Source organism: Bacillus sp. FSL E2-0195 (genome assembly GCF_038003645.1).
Lineage (GTDB): Bacteria > Bacillota > Bacilli > Bacillales > Bacillaceae_G > Bacillus_A > Bacillus_A mycoides.
On sequence record NZ_JBBOPN010000001.1, the window covers coordinates 5,026,259 to 5,044,443 of the forward strand.

Here is an 18,185-nt window from a genome sequence, read left to right on the forward strand (position 1 = left end):
TAATCTTCTCATTTTCCACATCAAATATATGTATTTAAATGGAAATCAAGGTGCAGATTTATACCTTGATTTTTTTTTTGTAACCTTTTTGTCATATTCAGATTACCACATAAGTCTTGACAGTAATCGACATGCTCTTTAGAATTTTTAACAGTTGGTAAATATTTCTTCACTACATTACAGACAGAAAGGAATCGACAAATTATGAAAAAATACCTTGCCGGTCTTGCGGCAGTGTCTGTAGCAGGAGGAGCAGCCCCTACACTTGATAGCGTTCAAGCTGCCCCTGAACAAAATACACAAAAAGCTGCTACACAAACTGTCCAAGCTTCCGCATCAAACAATTCATCATATACGGTGAATGCTAGCGTACTACACGTTCGTGCAGGATCAAGTACTTCTCACGACGTCATCTCTCGCGTTTATAATGGTCAATCATTAAACGTAATTGGAGAAGAAAATGGTTGGTTCAAAATTAACGTTAATGGACAAACTGGTTTTGTTAGTGGCGAGTTTGTATCAAAAAACGGAGCAACGAATAACAATGTAAGCACAGGTGGAAACAATAAAGTTACTGCTGATGTATTACGTGTACGTACAGCTCCTAACACTTCTAGTTCTGTTTCAGGACGTGTATATGAAGGACAAACTTTAAACGTAATTGGAGAAGAAAATGGTTGGGTGAAAATCAACCATAACGGACAAACTGGTTATGTTAGTAGCCAATTTGTATCAGGCGCTTCTTCAAATACTGGCTCTACAAGCAATAACAACAATAGTAACAATGAAGCAACTGTTCAACCAGCAAGTGGAAACTATACAGTAAATGTATCTTCCCTTCGCGTTCGTACAGGTCCTAGCACTTCTCATCCAACTGTAGGTTCTGTTAAACAAGGACAAGTAGTACAAGTTGTAGGCGAAGTTCAAGATTGGTTCAAAATCAATTACGCGGGACAAACTGCTTACTTAAGCAAGGACTACGTAACAAAAGGCGGTTCTAACGAAAACGTCACTCAAGGTAACAACCAAGAGCAAAATAATAATGGAACTGTTCAAACTGGTGGTACTTACGTTGTTAACGCAACATCTCTACGTGTTCGTACAGGCCCTGCAGCTTACCATAGTGTAATTGGCGGCGTGTTAAATGGTACAACATTAAACGTAGTTGGATCTGAAAACGGCTGGTTTAAAGTAAACTACCAAGGAAAAACAGGCTATGTTAGTAGCGAATTTGTAAAATTCGTTAAAGGTGGCACAGCTACTCCTGAACAGCCAAAACAACCTGATCAAGGTGCAATTGGCGACTACTACATTAATGCTTCTGCACTAAATGTACGTAGCGGCGAAGGTACAAATTATAGAATCATAGGCGCACTCCCACAAGGACAGAAGGTTCAAGTAATCTCTGAAAACTCTGGATGGAGCAAAATTAACTACAACGGTCAAACTGGTTACATCGGAACACGTTTCCTATCTAAAACACCAGTTGGTGGCGCAGTAGATAATAAGCCTAACGACAACCAAAATAACAATCAAAATAATAACAACAATAATAATACTAATAATAGCGGTGACAGTTCTTCTCTACTTGCATACGCGAAATCTATGCAAGGCGTACCATACGTTTGGGGCGGTACTTCTGCTAATGGTGTTGACTGCAGTGGTTACATCTACCACGTATTTAAGAAATTTGGTCATAACATTAGCCGCCAAAGTGTTGCTGGATATTGGAGCAGCTTACCACAAACTTCAAGTCCACAACCTGGAGACTTAATTTATTTCAAAGATACTTATAAAGCAGGTCCTTCTCACATGGGTATCTACCTTGGCGGGGGATCATTCATCCAATCCGGAGATAAAGGTGTAGCAATCGCTTCATTAAACAACTCTTATTGGAAAAGCCATTTCTTAGGGTATACGAAAGCACCTTAAGTTATAGTTTCAGAGCCTTCTAGTTTACTAGAAGGCTCTTTTTAAAAGACTCAACATAGTAATCCCCTTTCATTCTCTCTACGAAAAAATTATGCGTTCATTCTCCTATTTCATACACTATATTCTATTGAAATTGCCCAAAACGTTATCATAATGAATATATTTCAACAAAAAACATAACCTATTTCATGTCTATTCATTTTATATGTGTTTTTTCAAAGAATTTTCTTTTTATTTAAACTTTTCGTTAGACGTTTGACCTCCGATGTCCATTATGATAAGTTACTTAAGATGTTATATTCGCAAAAGTATAGACAACTGGTTTATACACTTTTTTACTATGAGGAAGGAGCATACACTGCATGAATGTTTTATGGGGAATTGGCGGCGTGATTGGAGTATTAGCAATTGCTTTCTTACTATCTTCTAACCGCAAAGCTATTAATTGGCGCACAATTTTAATCGCGCTAGCATTACAAATGACATTTTCATTTATCGTATTGCGATGGGATGCTGGAAAAGCAGGCTTAAAAGTTGCTGCTGACGGCGTTCAAGGATTAATTAATTTTTCTTACGAGGGAATTAGGTTCGTTGCTGGGGATTTAGTCAACGCAAAAGGCCCTTGGGGATTTGTTTTCGTTATTCAAGCACTACTTCCAATTGTATTTATTAGTTCATTAGTTGCAATCTTATATTACTTAGGTATTATGCAGAAATTTGTTAGTATCGTTGGTGGTGCATTAAGTAAACTTCTTGGAACTTCTAAGGCAGAAAGCTTAAATGCAGTAACAACTGTATTTTTAGGACAAACAGAAGCACCAATTTTAATTAAACCATACTTAGCACGTTTAACTAACAGTGAATTCTTCACTATTATGGTAAGTGGTATGACAGCTGTTGCCGGATCAGTTCTTGTCGGATATGCAGCAATGGGAATTCCATTAGAACATTTATTAGCAGCAGCAATTATGGCAGCTCCATCAAGTTTATTAATTGCAAAACTAATTATGCCAGAAACAGAAAAAGTAGATAATAATGTTCAACTTTCAACAGAGCGTGAAGACGCAAACGTTATCGATGCAGCTGCACGCGGTGCATCTGAAGGTATACAACTTGTTATTAACGTAGCTGCAATGCTAATGGCCTTCATTGCATTAATCGCTTTATTAAATGGCTTATTAGGATGGGTTGGTTCTTGGTTCGATATTAAACTTAGCCTTGATTTAATCTTCGGTTACTTATTATCACCATTTGCAATCTTAATCGGGGTTTCTCCAGGTGAAGCTATCCAAGCAGCAAGCTTTATCGGTCAAAAACTTGCAATCAACGAATTCGTTGCATACGCAAACTTAGGACCACACATGGCAGAGTTCTCTGCAAAAACAAATATGATTTTAACATTTGCAATCTGTGGTTTTGCAAACTTCTCTTCTATCGCAATTCAATTAGGTGTAACAGGAACGTTAGCTCCTACTCGCCGTAAACAAATTGCACAATTAGGGATTAAAGCAGTTATCGCTGGTACACTAGCGAACTTCTTAAACGCAGCAGTCGCAGGTATGATGTTCCTATAATTTTATATAAAACCTCCTCTTTTTAAAGAGGAGGTTTTTTTATATACTTTAAATATAATTTTCATATATATTAAATCCTTTATGTCTAGATGTATAGATGATATGTTACAATAATTAGTATGTCTGTTTATTTTTTCTTATAAAAGAGGGATACTACTTGATGTATCTCGCCCCAAAAAACTTCCTGCTACATGGTCATTTCTTAATAATTGTGCATACTACAAATATCCAGCACGAATTATTTTTAAGGAGGAAAGTTTCGTGAAAGATAAGTCCTATAAAGTCCTCTCTATGTGGATTTTACAAATTTTATTTTATTTTACTACTGTACATGTGACGAAATATGAGCACGCGCTCATTTTTACAATTATATATGTCATCATAAATGTACTATTCCTATTTTTACCTGATAAAACAGCATTTATTTTCTTCATACTAGGAACAATCATTTCAGTATTCTATTTATTTTATCAAGCGTGGCTTCACTTATGGAGTACATCAGATCAATGGGAATATATTATTACCCACTTCCTGATGGCAGCTAACTTCTTCATTGTTTATATTTCAACCCATCTATTAAAAAAGGTTATCCTTAAAAATAAAGAGTTAACTGAACGGGTAAGAGTGCTTGAGCAATACATTGGAGAATCAAAATTATTAACAAGACAAGAATTCGAAAGACGACAAGCTTTATTAACAACTGCGATGAATCGTCGTAATGAAACAGGCATTATCATTTTCTTTGATTTCACTTCCTTTAGTAAATATACGAAGGAAAGTGTCATGGATCGTGTAGCTTCATTGTTAGTTGATACAGTCAGAGCTGACTTTGACCTTGCTGCTGAATATGACAGCAACACATTAGTTATTTTATTACAAAATACAAATGAAGCCGGTGCTGACATTGTAATGAACCGTCTACATCCAAAAATGGCACAATGGCTTGCTGCTGAAGCAATTCAAGATATTAAAATAAAACGAGAACAAATCAATGCAAAGGGACATATCACATTATGATGACACTCGTTATGCTTCTTTTATTTATTTTGTTTTGTGTACTTGTTTTCTGGATCAGCATCACATTTTCAATTAAATATGTATTGATTTTTACCGCCTTTCTATTCTCTGCTTTACTCGTTTATTACTCTTTCTTAACAATTGCGGGCTTAATTCATCGAAATAGTAAACGAAAAGATCGTACGCTAGAACATTATCCAAGTGTAGATATTTTAATACCTGCCCATAATGAAGGCGTCGTTATTAAAGATACATTAGAAGCAATGGCAAAGATTGAATACCCAGGCAAACTAAACGTTTATTTATTAAACGATAACTCTCAAGATGAAACACCTGAAATTGGAGATGATTTCGACAAAGCTTATGCTCATATTCATCACATTCGTGTACCACCTGGCGAACCGAAAGGAAAATCGCGTGTATTAAACTACGGCCTTAGCATTTCGGATGGTGAATATTTCTGTGTTTACGATGCAGATAATCAACCTGAACCGCATGCACTGCGAATGCTCGTAGAACATGCTGAAACAACAAAGGATGCCGTTGGAGCAGTTGGACACGTTCGTACAGTAAATGAGAAAAGAAACTGGCTTACACGAATGATTTCATTAGAATTTCAGATTTTCCAGCTCCTTATGCAATCTGGACGCTGGCTATTATTCCAAACAGGTTCACTAACCGGAACAAACATGCTTCTTCGTCGTTCCGCATTAGAAGAACTTGGCGGCTATGATCCTTATGCAATTGCAGAGGATGCTGAATTAACATTAAGAATTACCCAAAAGGGCTATCTCTTACCAATCGTCCCGGAATCGATTACATGGGAACAAGAACCTGAACATTTAAAAATTCTTATAAAACAGCGGACACGTTGGCTTCAAGGAAACTTATACATTTTAGAAAAAATGTTTTCTTCATTAAGCTTTTTTAAAGGGAAACTTCTCGTCCATTCCTTACAACAAGTTTTAGTGTATGTCGTATTTTGGCTATTCCTAATCATTTCAAACGTTTGGTTTATAATTGGACTGCTCGGCATATTCCAAATTCAATATAGCATTCCATTACTATTTATGTGGTATGTCGCATATATTACATATGTTTCTCAATTATTTAGTGCTCAGAGCGTCGAACGAACCTTTACACCGACCAATATTTTCATAAGCGTCATTATGTACTTTACGTACGCACAGCTCTTTACGTATTTGTTTATTCGCAGTCTCATTCTTTACTTACGTGCAAAGAGCAAGAAACAAGTAATTGGTTGGGATAAAACAGTAAGATTTAAAAAAGAAAAATAGATTTCATTAAAAAATAAGCACAGAGCGCCGTATGCTCTGTGCTTATTTTTTACCGTAATACTATATATCAGACAATACCCCTTAGCTGAAAGTTATTTCACGTCCATCCCCCAACGAACGATCGACCTTCATTTATATACGAAAAAGTGATTGCTATTTTTGTAGAACCAATTGCTTCTCTTTATGCTCTTTACGAGTTTCAGTCTTTGGTTCCGTGCTTTCTTGGACATTTCGATGTGCCGCACGTTTCAAACAAATATGCTTCCACTTTCTTTCGTAACGTTTCATTATTCTAGTTGTCCCCCTTGAATGCGCTTTAAAACTATTTGAAATCGCTTACAGGAAATAATATAGCACATATACATAAAAGTGACAACACATTTCCGACATATTTTTGTCAAAAATATGAATATAACGTGTAAAATATCAGATATTGTCGAACTATATCGATTTTTCTTTTTAAATTACCGATATCTATAGTATTCCGTAACAAAGTAATGCTTTTCCTACAATAGTATAGAACAGTGAAAAAGGACTGCCGACATTCGACAGTCCTAATACTATTTATATATACAGAATTTTTTTCTTCTATTATTAATGTTGTTTCATACGTCCTTCTTTTTGCAACTCTTTAAATAGTGCTGCAATCATAAAGAAAATAACAAATACGAACGGGAAGGCCGCAATAATCGACGCAGTTTGCAGCGCCTCTAATCCTCCGACATACAATAAGATCGAAGCTAACGCCGCTAGAACAATACCCCAAACCATTTTAATACGATTTGGTGGGTTTAAGCTACCATGTGTCGTTAACATCGCTAGAACAAACGTAGCAGAGTCTGCCGATGTAATAAAGAATGTTGAAATAAGTAAAATAGCTAACACACATAAAGCCGGTCCTATACTACCCATTTGGTCTAACATAGCAAACAATCCTACTTCTGTGCCCATTTCTTTAATTTGTCCATATATATTTGCACCATCAAATAGCTCCATGTGAATACCTGTTCCTCCGAAAACAGAGAACCAAAGCGCACCAATTACTGTTGGTACGAGTAACACACCAACAACAAATTCACGAATTGTACGCCCGCGTGACACACGAGCAATAAACGTACCTACGAATGGTGACCATGCAATCCACCATGCCCAGTAGAAAATTGTCCATGACTGAATCCATTGATTTCCGCCTTCATTTAATGGACTTAAACGGAAACTCATACTTGGCAATTCTTGAATGTATGAACCGATTGTTGAAGTGAAATAATTCATAATAAAGTTTGTTGGACCTGCAAATAATACAATTATCATAAGTGCAAACGCTAAAATAATATTCGCATTACTTAAATATTTAATTCCTTTATCGAGTCCCGTTTGCGCAGATAGCATATAAAGAACAGTTACAATTCCGATGATTACTAGCTGTGTCGGTAATGAGTTTGGAATAGATGTTAAATAACTAACACCACCCGCAATTTGCTTTGCCCCAAGTCCTAATGATGTCGCCACACCAAATACTGTCGCAAATACAGCTAGAACATCAAACATATGGGCAATACGGCCATGTTCACCGCCTTTAAATAGCGGACCGACCGCCGCACTAATTGTACTTGCTCTTCCTTTTCTAAATGTAAAATACGCAATACATAATGCTACAAGTGCATATAATCCCCACGGATGTAATCCCCAATGGAAAAATGAGAAACGAAGTGCAAGGCGTGCACTCTCTTCAGTCGCACTCTCTCCAAACGGAGGTGTGTATAAATGGTTCATCGGTTCTGCGACACCCCAGAAAACCAAACCGATTCCCATACCGGCACTAAATAACATAGCAAACCATGTCATATAACTATAATCAGGTTCATCATCATCTTTACCTAAACGAATCGAACCGTACTTAGAAACGATTAAGAAAATAGCAATTCCTAAGAAAATAGAAACGGAAATAATATAGAACCATCCAAACTTACTAACTAACGCAGCTTGAATTACAGTCGTTACATTTCCTAAGCTACCTTTTCCAATAATAGATTCGGGAATAATCCCCCAAAGTGTAAATGCAATACATAATGTTAATGAGACAATAAATGTTTTCGTCAGTTTCCTCATCAAATCCCCCTTCGTATGTTTCATTTCTTGTGAAAATCATAAATTCCGATATGTTAAATCGGATAGAAAACCATAGTTTTTTGTGGTGATTTTCTTTCGGCTCTCTCAAGTTTGCCTTCACCAATTAGAGTTCTTATGGACAGCCTTACCTTCCGTACAACCTTTCCACTCTGCAAGAGCTACAAGATTGGAATACTACTGTCAAATTGTGTGAGAAAAATGCGGATGGGAAGAGATTTTCCCAAAAAAGGATGTGTTACAGTTTTAAAAAAGGGCAGATTTATTCTTTACAACCCTTTCTTCTTGTAACAATTATGCGGTTTTTTGCTAGTATATAGCGCGTGTTTATAACTTCACAAACGAGATGTTTATGTTTATATAACTATATTACCCATAAAACGGTAAAATACTCAAGGAATGTAACTGTATAGTAATCATTATGTAATACCTCTGTAATATTTTTATTTACACCGAAAAAAATATGTTGTATTAAATATTTTGAATATAACTAGAAACCTACTAATTATATGGAATGAAAAACGCTTTCCTCTCATTCTAGCTATATTACAAAGTGTTAACGACTTATTACGAATGGTTTGTAATTGTGTGTTTTCCCAAAATCCGAAAAAATCTGTTGCTATAATGAGGACACGAAAACAAACGCAATGGAGGCTATCATGAAAAAATTAATTGGAATAGCAACAGCAGCAGTTTTTGGTCTTGGGATTTTCACCGCATCTGCTAATGCAGAAACTGTTGTAAAAACAGACGTACTAAACGTACGAGAAAACCCTACTACTGAATCAAAAGTTGTCGGTAAATTACAGAATGGTCATAAATTAGATGTTCTAAATACAGAAAACGGATGGTCACAAATCAAATTAGATGGTAAAGACGCATTCGTAAGTGCAGAGTTTACAAAGAACTCTTACTATGTAACAGCTAACGTATTAAATGTACGTGCTGAAGCGAACACAAACTCAGAAATTCTTGGAACGCTTAAGAAAGACGATATGATCGAAACAACGAACCAAGTACAAAATGAGTGGTTACAATTTGAATATAACGGGAAAACAGCTTATGTTCACGTTCCTTTCTTAACAGGTACAGCACCTGTTATCGAGAAACAAGAACAACCTGCTCCTGCTAAAACTGTAGCACCAGCTAAAGCTCAAGCACCTGCAGCACAAGCAAAACCAGCTGCTAAGCCTGCTGTGAAAGCTGCTGAGACTAGCACACCTTCTGGTGGTCGTGAGTTAACAGTTGTAGCTACGGCATATACAGCTCACCCAAGTGAAAACGGTGGCACATACGGCGGCCGTGTATTAACTGCAATGGGTCATGACTTAACAGCGAACCCAAACATGAAAATGATCGCTGTTGACCCGAAAGTAATCCCATTAGGATCTAAAGTATGGGTAGAAGGTTACGGAGAAGCTATCGCTGGAGATACTGGCGGTGCAATTAAAGGTAACCGTATCGACATCCTACTTGGATCAGATAGCGCTGCTCAAAAATGGGGACGCAAAACTGTTAAAGTGAAAATTTTAAAATAACCAATGACTGCTAAATTACAGCCGGTTCTCTTTATTGAGAGCTGGCTTTTATTTTTTATATAATACATATAAGGAGGTGACGTCCATGAATTTACAAGCTAAGGTAGACTGGGTCGGTACACCAAAACCGTACATATATAAAGATGATATAACATATGATGCAATCGCAATTGACTTCTCACTAACAAACGATGACAATCGCTATAAATTAATTGTGCTCAAGTCTGAAGAAAATACACATTACAAACTCGTACAATACGGAATAAAACCAGGCTCTCAAAAGCCATTCCCTATTGATATTCCATTCGAGCAAAACATATTACCAATTATAAAACAAATATTACATGATCCATATGTAAGAGCGGTATTACAAGAATCACGCTCTTAATTCCCAAAAAGGATGCTACCTAGTAGGAAATTTCAACTAGGCAACATCCTTTTTTGTAATCCAAATTTCATTTTTTCTGTTTTGAGCATTTTTTGTTTATAATGGTAAAGGAAAGAAATCTGTGTACGGAGGAATATTATGCTGCAAGACTCAATTACGAAAGATGAAATTATGATGATTGCGAATGAGTTCGTTCAAGGGCTTGATCCACAGCAAGTTGCTGATCAGGAGCATGTCGCTACAGCTCGGCAACTATATCGTAGTGGTGTTGTCTATAACGTTGACTTTGATGGCTATACGCTATCCGGAACTGTAAATGCTGAAGGCAGTGTATATAGCGTTCACATCCCGATTCGTAATGTCACTGAAAGCTATTGCGATTGCTTCGCACCAACGCAATGTCAGCATATGCTTGCTGTGTTACTATCTGCAGCTTCTAGTTTTGGGCAAGTAGGAGATGTATTAACTTTATTCAAAAATAATACAAAACCTTCTCTTCCTCCTATTCGAACTGCACGACAAGTATTGCAATCATCAGCTTTTGAAGAAATGGATTATAAAAGTTGGCAAACATACTTTGAAAATGAATATGAATCATTTAAAAAAGAACAAGCGCGGCTCACTTATAAACAAATGTATTTTCTTATGAGTCTTTTTACAGACTTCTATACAAAATTAGAACGGAAAGCTCCGCGCATCGTTGCTATTCATGAATTATTTAAGTTGCACGCGGCACTTTATTGCTTTAAAAAATTATTAGAAGAAATTCAAGAATTTGAAGCAAACAAACTATATTCTTATCACCAACCAGTTAACGTCGTTCGCCTATTCGTTGATAAAGTTGAATCTACCGTTAGGGACCTAAAAACAGAGGCGATTCCAGAAGAATCCAAACCGATTTTAGCAGAAACAGCGCGGCTCATACATGAATCATTCTTCTCTACCGATGCCTATACACAAGAGCGATTCTTCATTTATCGTCACGTATGGGGTGAACTGTTAAGAACAGAAGAGCAACTACAAGAAGAAAAAAAACGAATCGATACTAAAATCAATCCACTTTCCAAAGCATTAGCATCTTCTCACCTGCTCTTTTTAAACGGTGAAGATGTATCGGCAATGGAATTACTGGAAAAACAGCCTTCTTCTGTTGTGAGCCTTTACTTCTATTGGTTAGAAGAGTTATTAAGTACGATGGAGTGGGACCGCGCTAAAGATTGGCTTTCCTTTACTTATAAACAAGTAAAAGAAACGATAACGGAACAAGAAAATACCGTCTTCATACAAGATATCGTTCGATTATTTGTGATGATGTATGAGACATATGCAACGCATACGAATGAACAAGCGGGATTAGAAATGATTTTACAAGAACTATTACCGTATAGTTTCACAAATTATGAACAATATGTACTTGCGAAGAAACAATACCATGCATGGACAGAACTTCAGCTCTTATATGGATTCGAAGTAATCGAACTTTTGAAAGAACCATTGAAAGATATTGAAAAAGAAGCGCCCGAAGCAGCACTTCCTCTTTATCACCATGCCGCAATTGAAGCAATTGAAGAGCGAAATCGCAAATCATATAAACGTGCCGTTCGTTACTTAAAGAAATTACGTATGCTTTATAAACGACTGAAGCGAACTGATGAATGGGATGCTTTCATTATTCATATCGCTAACTTACATTCACGTCTGCGTGCACTACAAGAGGAATTACGGAGAGGAAAATTAATCGATGATCATACAAACTGAAGTAACAATTAGGCTCCAGCACGTTAGTCAAGGTTGGTTCCTTTGGGGAGAAGATGATAGCGGTACGCTCTTATCCGTAGCAACTTGGAAAAAAAATGCATTCGCATGGCACTCTACTTCTTTCTACGGAACGTTTTTAAAAGAAGCAACGTATGAGGGAAAACAAGGCGTTATGTTAACGAATGCACAGGCATTTGAATACATCGCAAATAAACCGATGAATTCATTTGCAAATATGCAAATGAACGGTCCTATTACGGCGCTTACAAAGGACGCAAGTGAATTATGGGACGCTTTCGTCAGCGGCAGCTTCGCACCTGACATAAAGCGTTGGTCTCAGCAGCCATCTTGGAAAGTTCAGAATAATTCAATTGAAGATGACATGTTAGCATCTCTTTTCTCTGCCGCTGTGAACGAAAGTATTTTGCAAGATGCTCGCTCAAATGACGGATGGGAAGATGCAAAGAGACTATACGAACATTACGACTTTACGAAAAGGCAATTGGAAGCAGCACTACATGAAGAGGATTGGCTTCGAAAAATTGGTTACATTGAAGATGACCTTCCATTTACAGTCGGCTTAAGACTACAAGAACCGCAAGAAGAACTTGAAATGTGGAAGCTTGAAACAATCGTTACACCAAAACGTGGTGCACATCGCATATATGTATATGAAAGTATCGATTCCTTACCAAAACGATGGCACGATTACGAAGAACGGATCCTTGAAACACAAGAAGGATTTAGTAAGCTCGTACCGTGGCTAAAAGAAGACGACAAGTTCCGAGAAGAACTCTTTGAAACGGAAGCTTGGAACTTCTTAACCGAAGCAAGTAATGAATTACTGGCAGCAAGTATTACAATTTTACTACCATCATGGTGGCAAAATTTAAAAGCAACAAAACCGAGGTTGCGTGTACAGCTGAAGCAAAGTACAGCACAAACACAGTCTTTCTTCGGCATGAATACGCTCGTTAATTTCGACTGGCGCATTTCAACAGACGGAATTGATTTATCAGAAAGCGAATTTTTCGAACTCGTTGAACAAAACAAACGTCTTTTCAATTTAAATGGTCAATGGATGAGACTTGATCCTGCCTTTATTGAAGAAGTAAAAAAACTAATGCACCGTGCCGATAAATATGGACTTGAAATGAAAGATGTGTTGCAGCAACATTTATCTAATACGGCAGAAACAGAAATTGTAGAAGACGATAGTCCGTTTACCGATATTGAAATCGAACTAGATGGATATTACGAAGAGCTTTTCCAAAAACTTCTGCACATTGGAGATATTCCAAACGTAGATGTACCATCTTCGCTACAAGCAACACTCCGCCCGTATCAACAACACGGTGTTGAGTGGTTGATATACTTACGAAAGCTTGGATTTGGAGCATTATTAGCCGATGATATGGGACTCGGAAAAAGTATTCAAACGATAACTTACTTACTATACGCTAAAGAAAACAATCTCCAAACAGGTCCTGCATTAATTGTGGCACCAACATCAGTCCTTGGAAATTGGCAAAAAGAATTTGAGCGTTTCGCACCAAGCTTACGTGTTCAGTTACACTATGGAAGTAACCGATCTAAGGATGAGTCATTTAAAGATTTCCTTCAATCAGCAGATGTTATATTAACTTCTTATGCATTAGCTCAGCTTGATGAAGAAGAACTTAGTACGTTATGCTGGGACGCTGTTATTTTAGACGAAGCACAAAATATAAAAAACCCACATACGAAACAGTCGAAAGCAGTAAGAAACCTACAAGCAAATCACAAAATTGCTTTGACCGGTACACCGATGGAAAACCGACTTGCTGAGCTTTGGTCTATTTTCGACTTTATCAATCATGGGTATCTCGGAAGCTTAGGACAATTCCAGCGCCGCTTCGTCACACCGATTGAAAAGGACCGCGATGAAGGAAAAATCCAGCAAGTTCAGCGGTTTATCTCGCCATTTTTACTGCGTCGTACGAAGAAAGATCAAACGGTCGCATTAAACTTGCCAGATAAACAAGAACAGAAAGCTTATTGTCCACTAACTGGCGAACAAGCTTCCTTATATGAACAACTTGTTCAAGATACATTACAAAATGTAGAAGGATTAAGTGGAATTGAAAGACGCGGATTTATATTACTTATGCTGAACAAGCTAAAACAGATTTGTAATCACCCAGCCCTTTATTTGAAAGAAGAAGAACCACAAAATATCGTCGAGCGCTCTATGAAAACAAAAACGGTAATGGAGCTCATCGAAAATATAAAAGACCAAAATGAAAGTTGCTTAATCTTCACTCAGTACATTGGCATGGGGAACATGCTAAAAAGTATGTTAGAAGAAACATTCGGTCAGCGCGTCCTCTTCTTAAACGGGAGCGTACCGAAGAAAGAGCGTGACAAGATGATTGAGCAGTTCCAAAACGGAACGTATGACATCTTCATCTTATCGTTAAAGGCCGGCGGAACAGGATTAAACTTAACCGCCGCCAACCATGTCATTCACTATGACCGTTGGTGGAACCCAGCTGTAGAAAACCAAGCAACAGACCGTGCTTATCGCATCGGTCAAAAACGCTTCGTTCACGTTCATAAGCTTATTACAACGGGAACACTTGAAGAGAAGATTGATGAAATGTTAGAACGAAAACAATCATTAAACAACGCCGTCATTACAAGCGATAGTTGGATGACCGAACTATCAACCGACGAACTAAAAGAATTACTTGGCGTATAAAGTGAAGGCTTTTACGGGCAGTTAATGCGGGATAAGATGGATGTTTCTATTCCCACAAATAGCGGGATAAATGAAAAAGGAGCAAATCTCTAACTGAGATTAGCTCCTTTTTCTATGCCAAAACCAATTGCTTATTATAATTCCTGTTAACCCGCCGCACGTATCAAGCAATGAATCTTGCCACATCGGTGTACGGTCTCCTGTAAACCATTGATGAATTTCATCAAATGTTGCATACCCCGCAACGAAAAGGAGGGCGTATGCAAAGCACCTTTTTCTCGAATAACCCGATCGATGAAAAGCATAATACGTCAATGAACCGAGCATAAAGAACACCATAAAATGAGCACCTTTACGAAGGAAAAACTCAACAAATCCACCTACACCTTTATTTGCGATACTAACAGGTGTACCTCCCCCATAATCGATAGATACCCATGAAAAATGCTCTTTCACAAACTCAACATTTATATATTGCTCAATATCCGAGCGCATATCCTGTTTTTTATATGGCTGTGCTGAAGAATAGAAAATAATCCCCATCCATAGTAATACAGGAATCCAAAATAACCATTTACGATTCATTCTCCCGAAAACCCCTCTCTTAGTCTTTTAAGAGTACCAAAAAAAAGAAAAAATTTCACGCCAAAACATGACATTTACACCCTATTTATAAAGTGAAAGGGGGTGATAAACATGGCAGTTGAAACAATCGTAATGGATTTAACTTTACACCTTGTATTAAACGGAGGATTAGACAAAAACGGTAAAACAGTTTTTAAGAACAAACAATTCAAACGTGTGAAAACAAATGCAGATTTAGGAAAAGTACATGAAGTAGCACGTGCTCTTGCTTCACTACAACAATCATCACTTCACGCTGTACAACTTGTAAGCACGTCAGATCTTTCTAATCTATAATTAAAAAGGAGGGAATAAAACATGCAAGTACTAGAGTTAGTTTTCGTGAAAGAAGATGGAAAAACAGTTGTCTTGTCTATCGATAATCCCATTACACCAGTAAATGAACTAGTCGTAAATCAAGTAATGGATACCATTCTTGCTTCATCTGTATTTTCATCAATTAGTGAAAATACTCGTAAAAAAGGGGCTCGCCTCATAGAAAAAAACGTATCTGAAGTTCAGATCACTCCGTAAATCAAAAAGACGAATCTGCATTATTTTGCAGATTCGTCTTTTTTCTTCGGCATTTCAATTGGGATAAAGATGTTTGAAAAACCAACACAAACATACTTATAATTCTCTCCGCCTAAATCAAACTCTGTCGTATATGTTGAGAAGAAAATATAATCATTTCGCTTTGTATAATGCTCAATTAATAATCCAACTTGTGGTTCAACATACTTATTTGCCAATTTTTTTCCCGCCGATGCTAAGTCGCCAAGTATACCCTCTTTGTTTTCTTTCTCAACCTCTTCTAGCTTCTTACTCACATCATTACGCTTCATAAATTGTTTTGCTGCCCAATCCGTATATTCTCCCTTACCCGGATTACTGTTTGCTAAATAAACTAAGAGAACAACAGCTAGAGCCATAATAATATACTTTTTCTTCATGCTATATCACCGCCTACTCTTTTCTATTTTCATATATATGTACAAGCGATGCAAATTAGAAAGACTATCATCTATTGATTGTAAACGAACCGTAAAAATTTACAATACGAAACAAAAGATTAATAATAACTTTACATAATTCGCATATAATTATATTCGGAATGACAATTTTTATAAGGGAGGATTTTAGAATCATGGATAATGAAAATAATATTTTTATTTCTAGTTCTACAATGATGCTCGAACCTTGCAAATACCCTTATTACCGGACAAAAATTATCGACAGTAGCGGAAACCCTCTGTACTCTTGCCAAACAGCTATCCAACTCATAAAGAAATCTTGTCTAACACATGTTCATTCTACTTATCAAGGTAGACGTCATGCAGTCCAAATAAACTTTAAGCTCAAACAAAATGTTCCAATTCCGATTAATCACAAAGAATATATTTGCGTTTTCCCAACAGAATCTCCTTCTTCTCCAAGCTGCATTTGGTTGTTCTATAACCATATAGATGAGATAGAGTTTTCCAAAAAAACTAACAAAGCTAACATTCATTTTTTTAACGGAACTACCATAACAATACAAATAGGTTCTCATAAGTTACAGCAACAATTTTTGAAAGCTGGACATGTATTATCCCGAATGAACATAAAAGATTCACTACACTCAAAAACCCTCTTGCCACATTTACTGCCTTAAAATAAATAGAATGGAAGGTAATATTTCTCTTGCCTTCCATTCTATTTATTATTCTTATCCCCTTACACTATCCCTCATTTTCTCAAGCGCTTGTCGATATACCCATCTCACTTGATAGTACGTCATCCCCATTTCAGAAGCTATCTCCCCCATATTTTTCCCTGTAAAAAATCGCTCTGAAATGATGTGCTTCTCCTTCTCATCTAACACACTCATAAAGTCCTTCGCTCTCGTTCCCACATCTTCACACTCAAATCGTTCCTCATACTCATCGGTGCATACATACCTCTCTTGCACTACACATTCTTTCTCCAATCTTCCCAATATATAACCACGTACTGTTACGACAGCATAAGCAGGAAAACTCCCTTTCTCCTCCTCATACCTTTCATAAGCATGCCAAAGACCAATTAAACCACATTGATAATACTCTTCATAATCTTGGTAAATATTTAACCTCTTTATTTGATTTACAATCATACCTTCATACAAAACAACCGTATCTGCAAAAGTCGCTGGCTTCACACAGTGCCCGTTTCTAAAAGGTATACCTCTTAAGTATTCCGCGGTACCTCTACAATATAAAATGAGAAAGGAAATTTCATTGTGGGTAATTTCAAATACTGCTGCCAGAATTTGAAATTACACTAAGCAGTATTTGAAATTCTAATAGGGGTATTTGAAATAGGGGTAAAAATAAAAAAGATGGCTCTAGGATGAGCCATCTTTTCAAAATAACATATTACTTACCAAAGCCAGAGAACATACCGCCTAACATACTAAATCCAATTGTAAGGATAAAGAATATAGAAATTAAAATTATTGCCTGTTTTTTACTTAAACCGGCAACGATATGCAAGCCTAAACCAGTTAAGATCAAGCTCCAAATGTTAAACACTTCAAACGCAGAACCAATACCATAAGCAATCGTGCCCTGATCAAATAAAGGCGCTAAACTTGTATATTTATCAGTACCAGTTCCACCAAGAATAAAACCTAGCACTGCATTTAGAATACCACCAAGATAATAAACAATATTTGCATATAAGTAAATAGATAATATCTTCATATACGGTGTATCATTACTCATGAACATCATAATAACCTTATAAAATCCAGCTACAATAAACAAACCAACAATTGTTCCAAGGAAACCAAAAATCGCTCCCCCTCCAAGAGTAAACCCTTTAACCATACCTGCTGAATCGCCCTTAAGCTCTTTTGCCAACTCCGGAGTATTAACTAACGCTAAATAAGCCACTACCGCTGCCGTGATTGTCCCAAGTATAGCAAACAGGAAAAATGCCCCCCAAACCGGACTTTTCGTTTTCATTCTCTCAAATTGCACACCTGGAGATGTAATCATTCCAAATAATGATGGCTTTTTCGAACCTACATCTTGCGTATTAATATTCGCTTCCATTATAACGCCTCCCTCTATTTATATAACCCGTTCTAACGGGCGGTTCACATCCTCATGTAGAGGCTACGAACCGCCCATTAGAACGGTAACTTGTAGTAGAGAACTTCTCTAC

Annotated in this window: 17 protein-coding genes; 11 read left to right on the forward strand and 6 right to left on the reverse strand. The window is 37.0% G+C overall.

What is annotated here, in order from left to right:
• The first annotated feature begins 204 nt into the window (after positions 1-204).
• The 4 genes from MHH59_RS26125 (at position 205) to MHH59_RS26140 (ending at position 5,821) form a co-directional block, all read left to right on the forward strand.
• The gene (locus MHH59_RS26125) at positions 205-1,932 is read left to right on the forward strand and encodes a C40 family peptidase (protein WP_002129976.1); all 1,728 of its coding nucleotides are present in this window, start codon (positions 205-207) and stop codon (positions 1,930-1,932) included.
• A gap of 362 nt (positions 1,933-2,294) precedes the next feature.
• The gene (locus tag MHH59_RS26130; protein WP_002016182.1) at positions 2,295-3,506 is read left to right on the forward strand and encodes a NupC/NupG family nucleoside CNT transporter; all 1,212 of its coding nucleotides are present in this window, start codon (positions 2,295-2,297) and stop codon (positions 3,504-3,506) included.
• Positions 3,507-3,767: 261 nt separating this feature from the next.
• The gene (locus MHH59_RS26135; RefSeq protein ID WP_078421824.1) at positions 3,768-4,523 is read left to right on the forward strand and encodes a diguanylate cyclase domain-containing protein; all 756 of its coding nucleotides are present in this window, start codon (positions 3,768-3,770) and stop codon (positions 4,521-4,523) included.
• Complete coding sequence (locus tag MHH59_RS26140; protein ID WP_078203610.1) at positions 4,520-5,821, forward strand: glycosyltransferase family 2 protein; 1,302 nt, start codon at positions 4,520-4,522, stop codon at positions 5,819-5,821. The genes MHH59_RS26135 and MHH59_RS26140 overlap by 4 nt, the downstream gene beginning before the upstream one ends.
• Positions 5,822-5,974: 153 nt before the next feature.
• Here the strand turns inward: MHH59_RS26140 and MHH59_RS26145 are convergent, their stop codons facing one another.
• The gene (locus tag MHH59_RS26145; protein ID WP_340852754.1) at positions 5,975-6,109 is read right to left on the reverse strand and encodes a hypothetical protein; all 135 of its coding nucleotides are present in this window, start codon (positions 6,107-6,109) and stop codon (positions 5,975-5,977) included.
• Between the two features lie 306 nt (positions 6,110-6,415).
• Positions 6,416-7,930: a glycine betaine transporter OpuD gene (opuD, locus tag MHH59_RS26150; protein WP_002129983.1), complete on the reverse strand. Its 1,515-nt coding sequence runs from the start codon at positions 7,928-7,930 to the stop codon at positions 6,416-6,418.
• A gap of 677 nt (positions 7,931-8,607) precedes the next feature.
• Here opuD and MHH59_RS26155 point away from each other — a divergent pair.
• The 4 genes from MHH59_RS26155 to MHH59_RS26170 all read left to right on the forward strand — a co-directional run bounded on the left by MHH59_RS26155 (position 8,608) and on the right by MHH59_RS26170 (position 14,372).
• Entirely contained in the window at positions 8,608-9,486 is an 879-nt protein-coding gene (locus MHH59_RS26155) for a cell wall-binding protein EntA (protein ID WP_002129985.1), read from the forward strand.
• Between the two features lie 85 nt (positions 9,487-9,571).
• On the forward strand, positions 9,572-9,874 hold the full coding sequence (locus MHH59_RS26160; RefSeq protein WP_340852757.1) for a DUF3910 family protein: 303 nt from the start codon (positions 9,572-9,574) through the stop codon (positions 9,872-9,874).
• 138 nt (positions 9,875-10,012) lie between these two features.
• A complete protein-coding gene (locus MHH59_RS26165) occupies positions 10,013-11,632 on the forward strand; it encodes an SWIM zinc finger family protein (protein WP_340852760.1) in 1,620 nt (539 codons plus the stop codon).
• On the forward strand, positions 11,616-14,372 hold the full coding sequence (locus MHH59_RS26170; protein ID WP_340852761.1) for a DEAD/DEAH box helicase: 2,757 nt from the start codon (positions 11,616-11,618) through the stop codon (positions 14,370-14,372). Before MHH59_RS26165 ends, MHH59_RS26170 begins: the two co-directional genes overlap by 17 nt.
• A gap of 99 nt (positions 14,373-14,471) precedes the next feature.
• Here MHH59_RS26170 and MHH59_RS26175 read toward each other — a convergent pair whose 3' ends face one another.
• Positions 14,472-14,957 (reverse strand): VanZ family protein, encoded by a 486-nt coding sequence (locus tag MHH59_RS26175; RefSeq protein ID WP_002068432.1) that lies wholly within the window; start codon positions 14,955-14,957, stop codon positions 14,472-14,474.
• A 111-nt stretch (positions 14,958-15,068) separates the two neighbouring features.
• On the opposite strand from MHH59_RS26175, the gene MHH59_RS26180 reads away from it, so the two are divergent.
• Positions 15,069-15,293 carry a DUF1659 domain-containing protein gene (locus MHH59_RS26180; RefSeq protein WP_340852763.1) on the forward strand — a complete coding sequence of 75 codons (225 nt, stop codon included), beginning with the start codon at positions 15,069-15,071 and terminating at the stop codon, positions 15,291-15,293.
• Between the two features lie 21 nt (positions 15,294-15,314).
• Complete coding sequence (locus MHH59_RS26185) at positions 15,315-15,530, forward strand: DUF2922 domain-containing protein (protein WP_002089673.1); 216 nt, start codon at positions 15,315-15,317, stop codon at positions 15,528-15,530.
• Between the two features lie 20 nt (positions 15,531-15,550).
• Here the strand turns inward: MHH59_RS26185 and MHH59_RS26190 are convergent, their stop codons facing one another.
• On the reverse strand, positions 15,551-15,949 hold the full coding sequence (locus MHH59_RS26190) for a DUF4359 domain-containing protein (protein ID WP_002034805.1): 399 nt from the start codon (positions 15,947-15,949) through the stop codon (positions 15,551-15,553).
• Positions 15,950-16,143: 194 nt separating this feature from the next.
• On the opposite strand from MHH59_RS26190, the gene MHH59_RS26195 reads away from it, so the two are divergent.
• Positions 16,144-16,650 carry a competence protein ComK gene (locus MHH59_RS26195; RefSeq protein ID WP_340852765.1) on the forward strand — a complete coding sequence of 169 codons (507 nt, stop codon included), beginning with the start codon at positions 16,144-16,146 and terminating at the stop codon, positions 16,648-16,650.
• A 54-nt stretch (positions 16,651-16,704) separates the two neighbouring features.
• Here the strand turns inward: MHH59_RS26195 and MHH59_RS26200 are convergent, their stop codons facing one another.
• The gene (locus tag MHH59_RS26200; RefSeq protein ID WP_002034807.1) at positions 16,705-17,175 is read right to left on the reverse strand and encodes a sigma-70 family RNA polymerase sigma factor; all 471 of its coding nucleotides are present in this window, start codon (positions 17,173-17,175) and stop codon (positions 16,705-16,707) included.
• Positions 17,176-17,392: 217 nt separating this feature from the next.
• Positions 17,393-18,073, reverse strand: coding sequence for a Yip1 family protein (locus tag MHH59_RS26205; protein ID WP_003192860.1), 681 nt, complete (start codon positions 18,071-18,073; stop codon positions 17,393-17,395).
• Between the last annotated feature and the right edge of the window lie 112 nt (positions 18,074-18,185).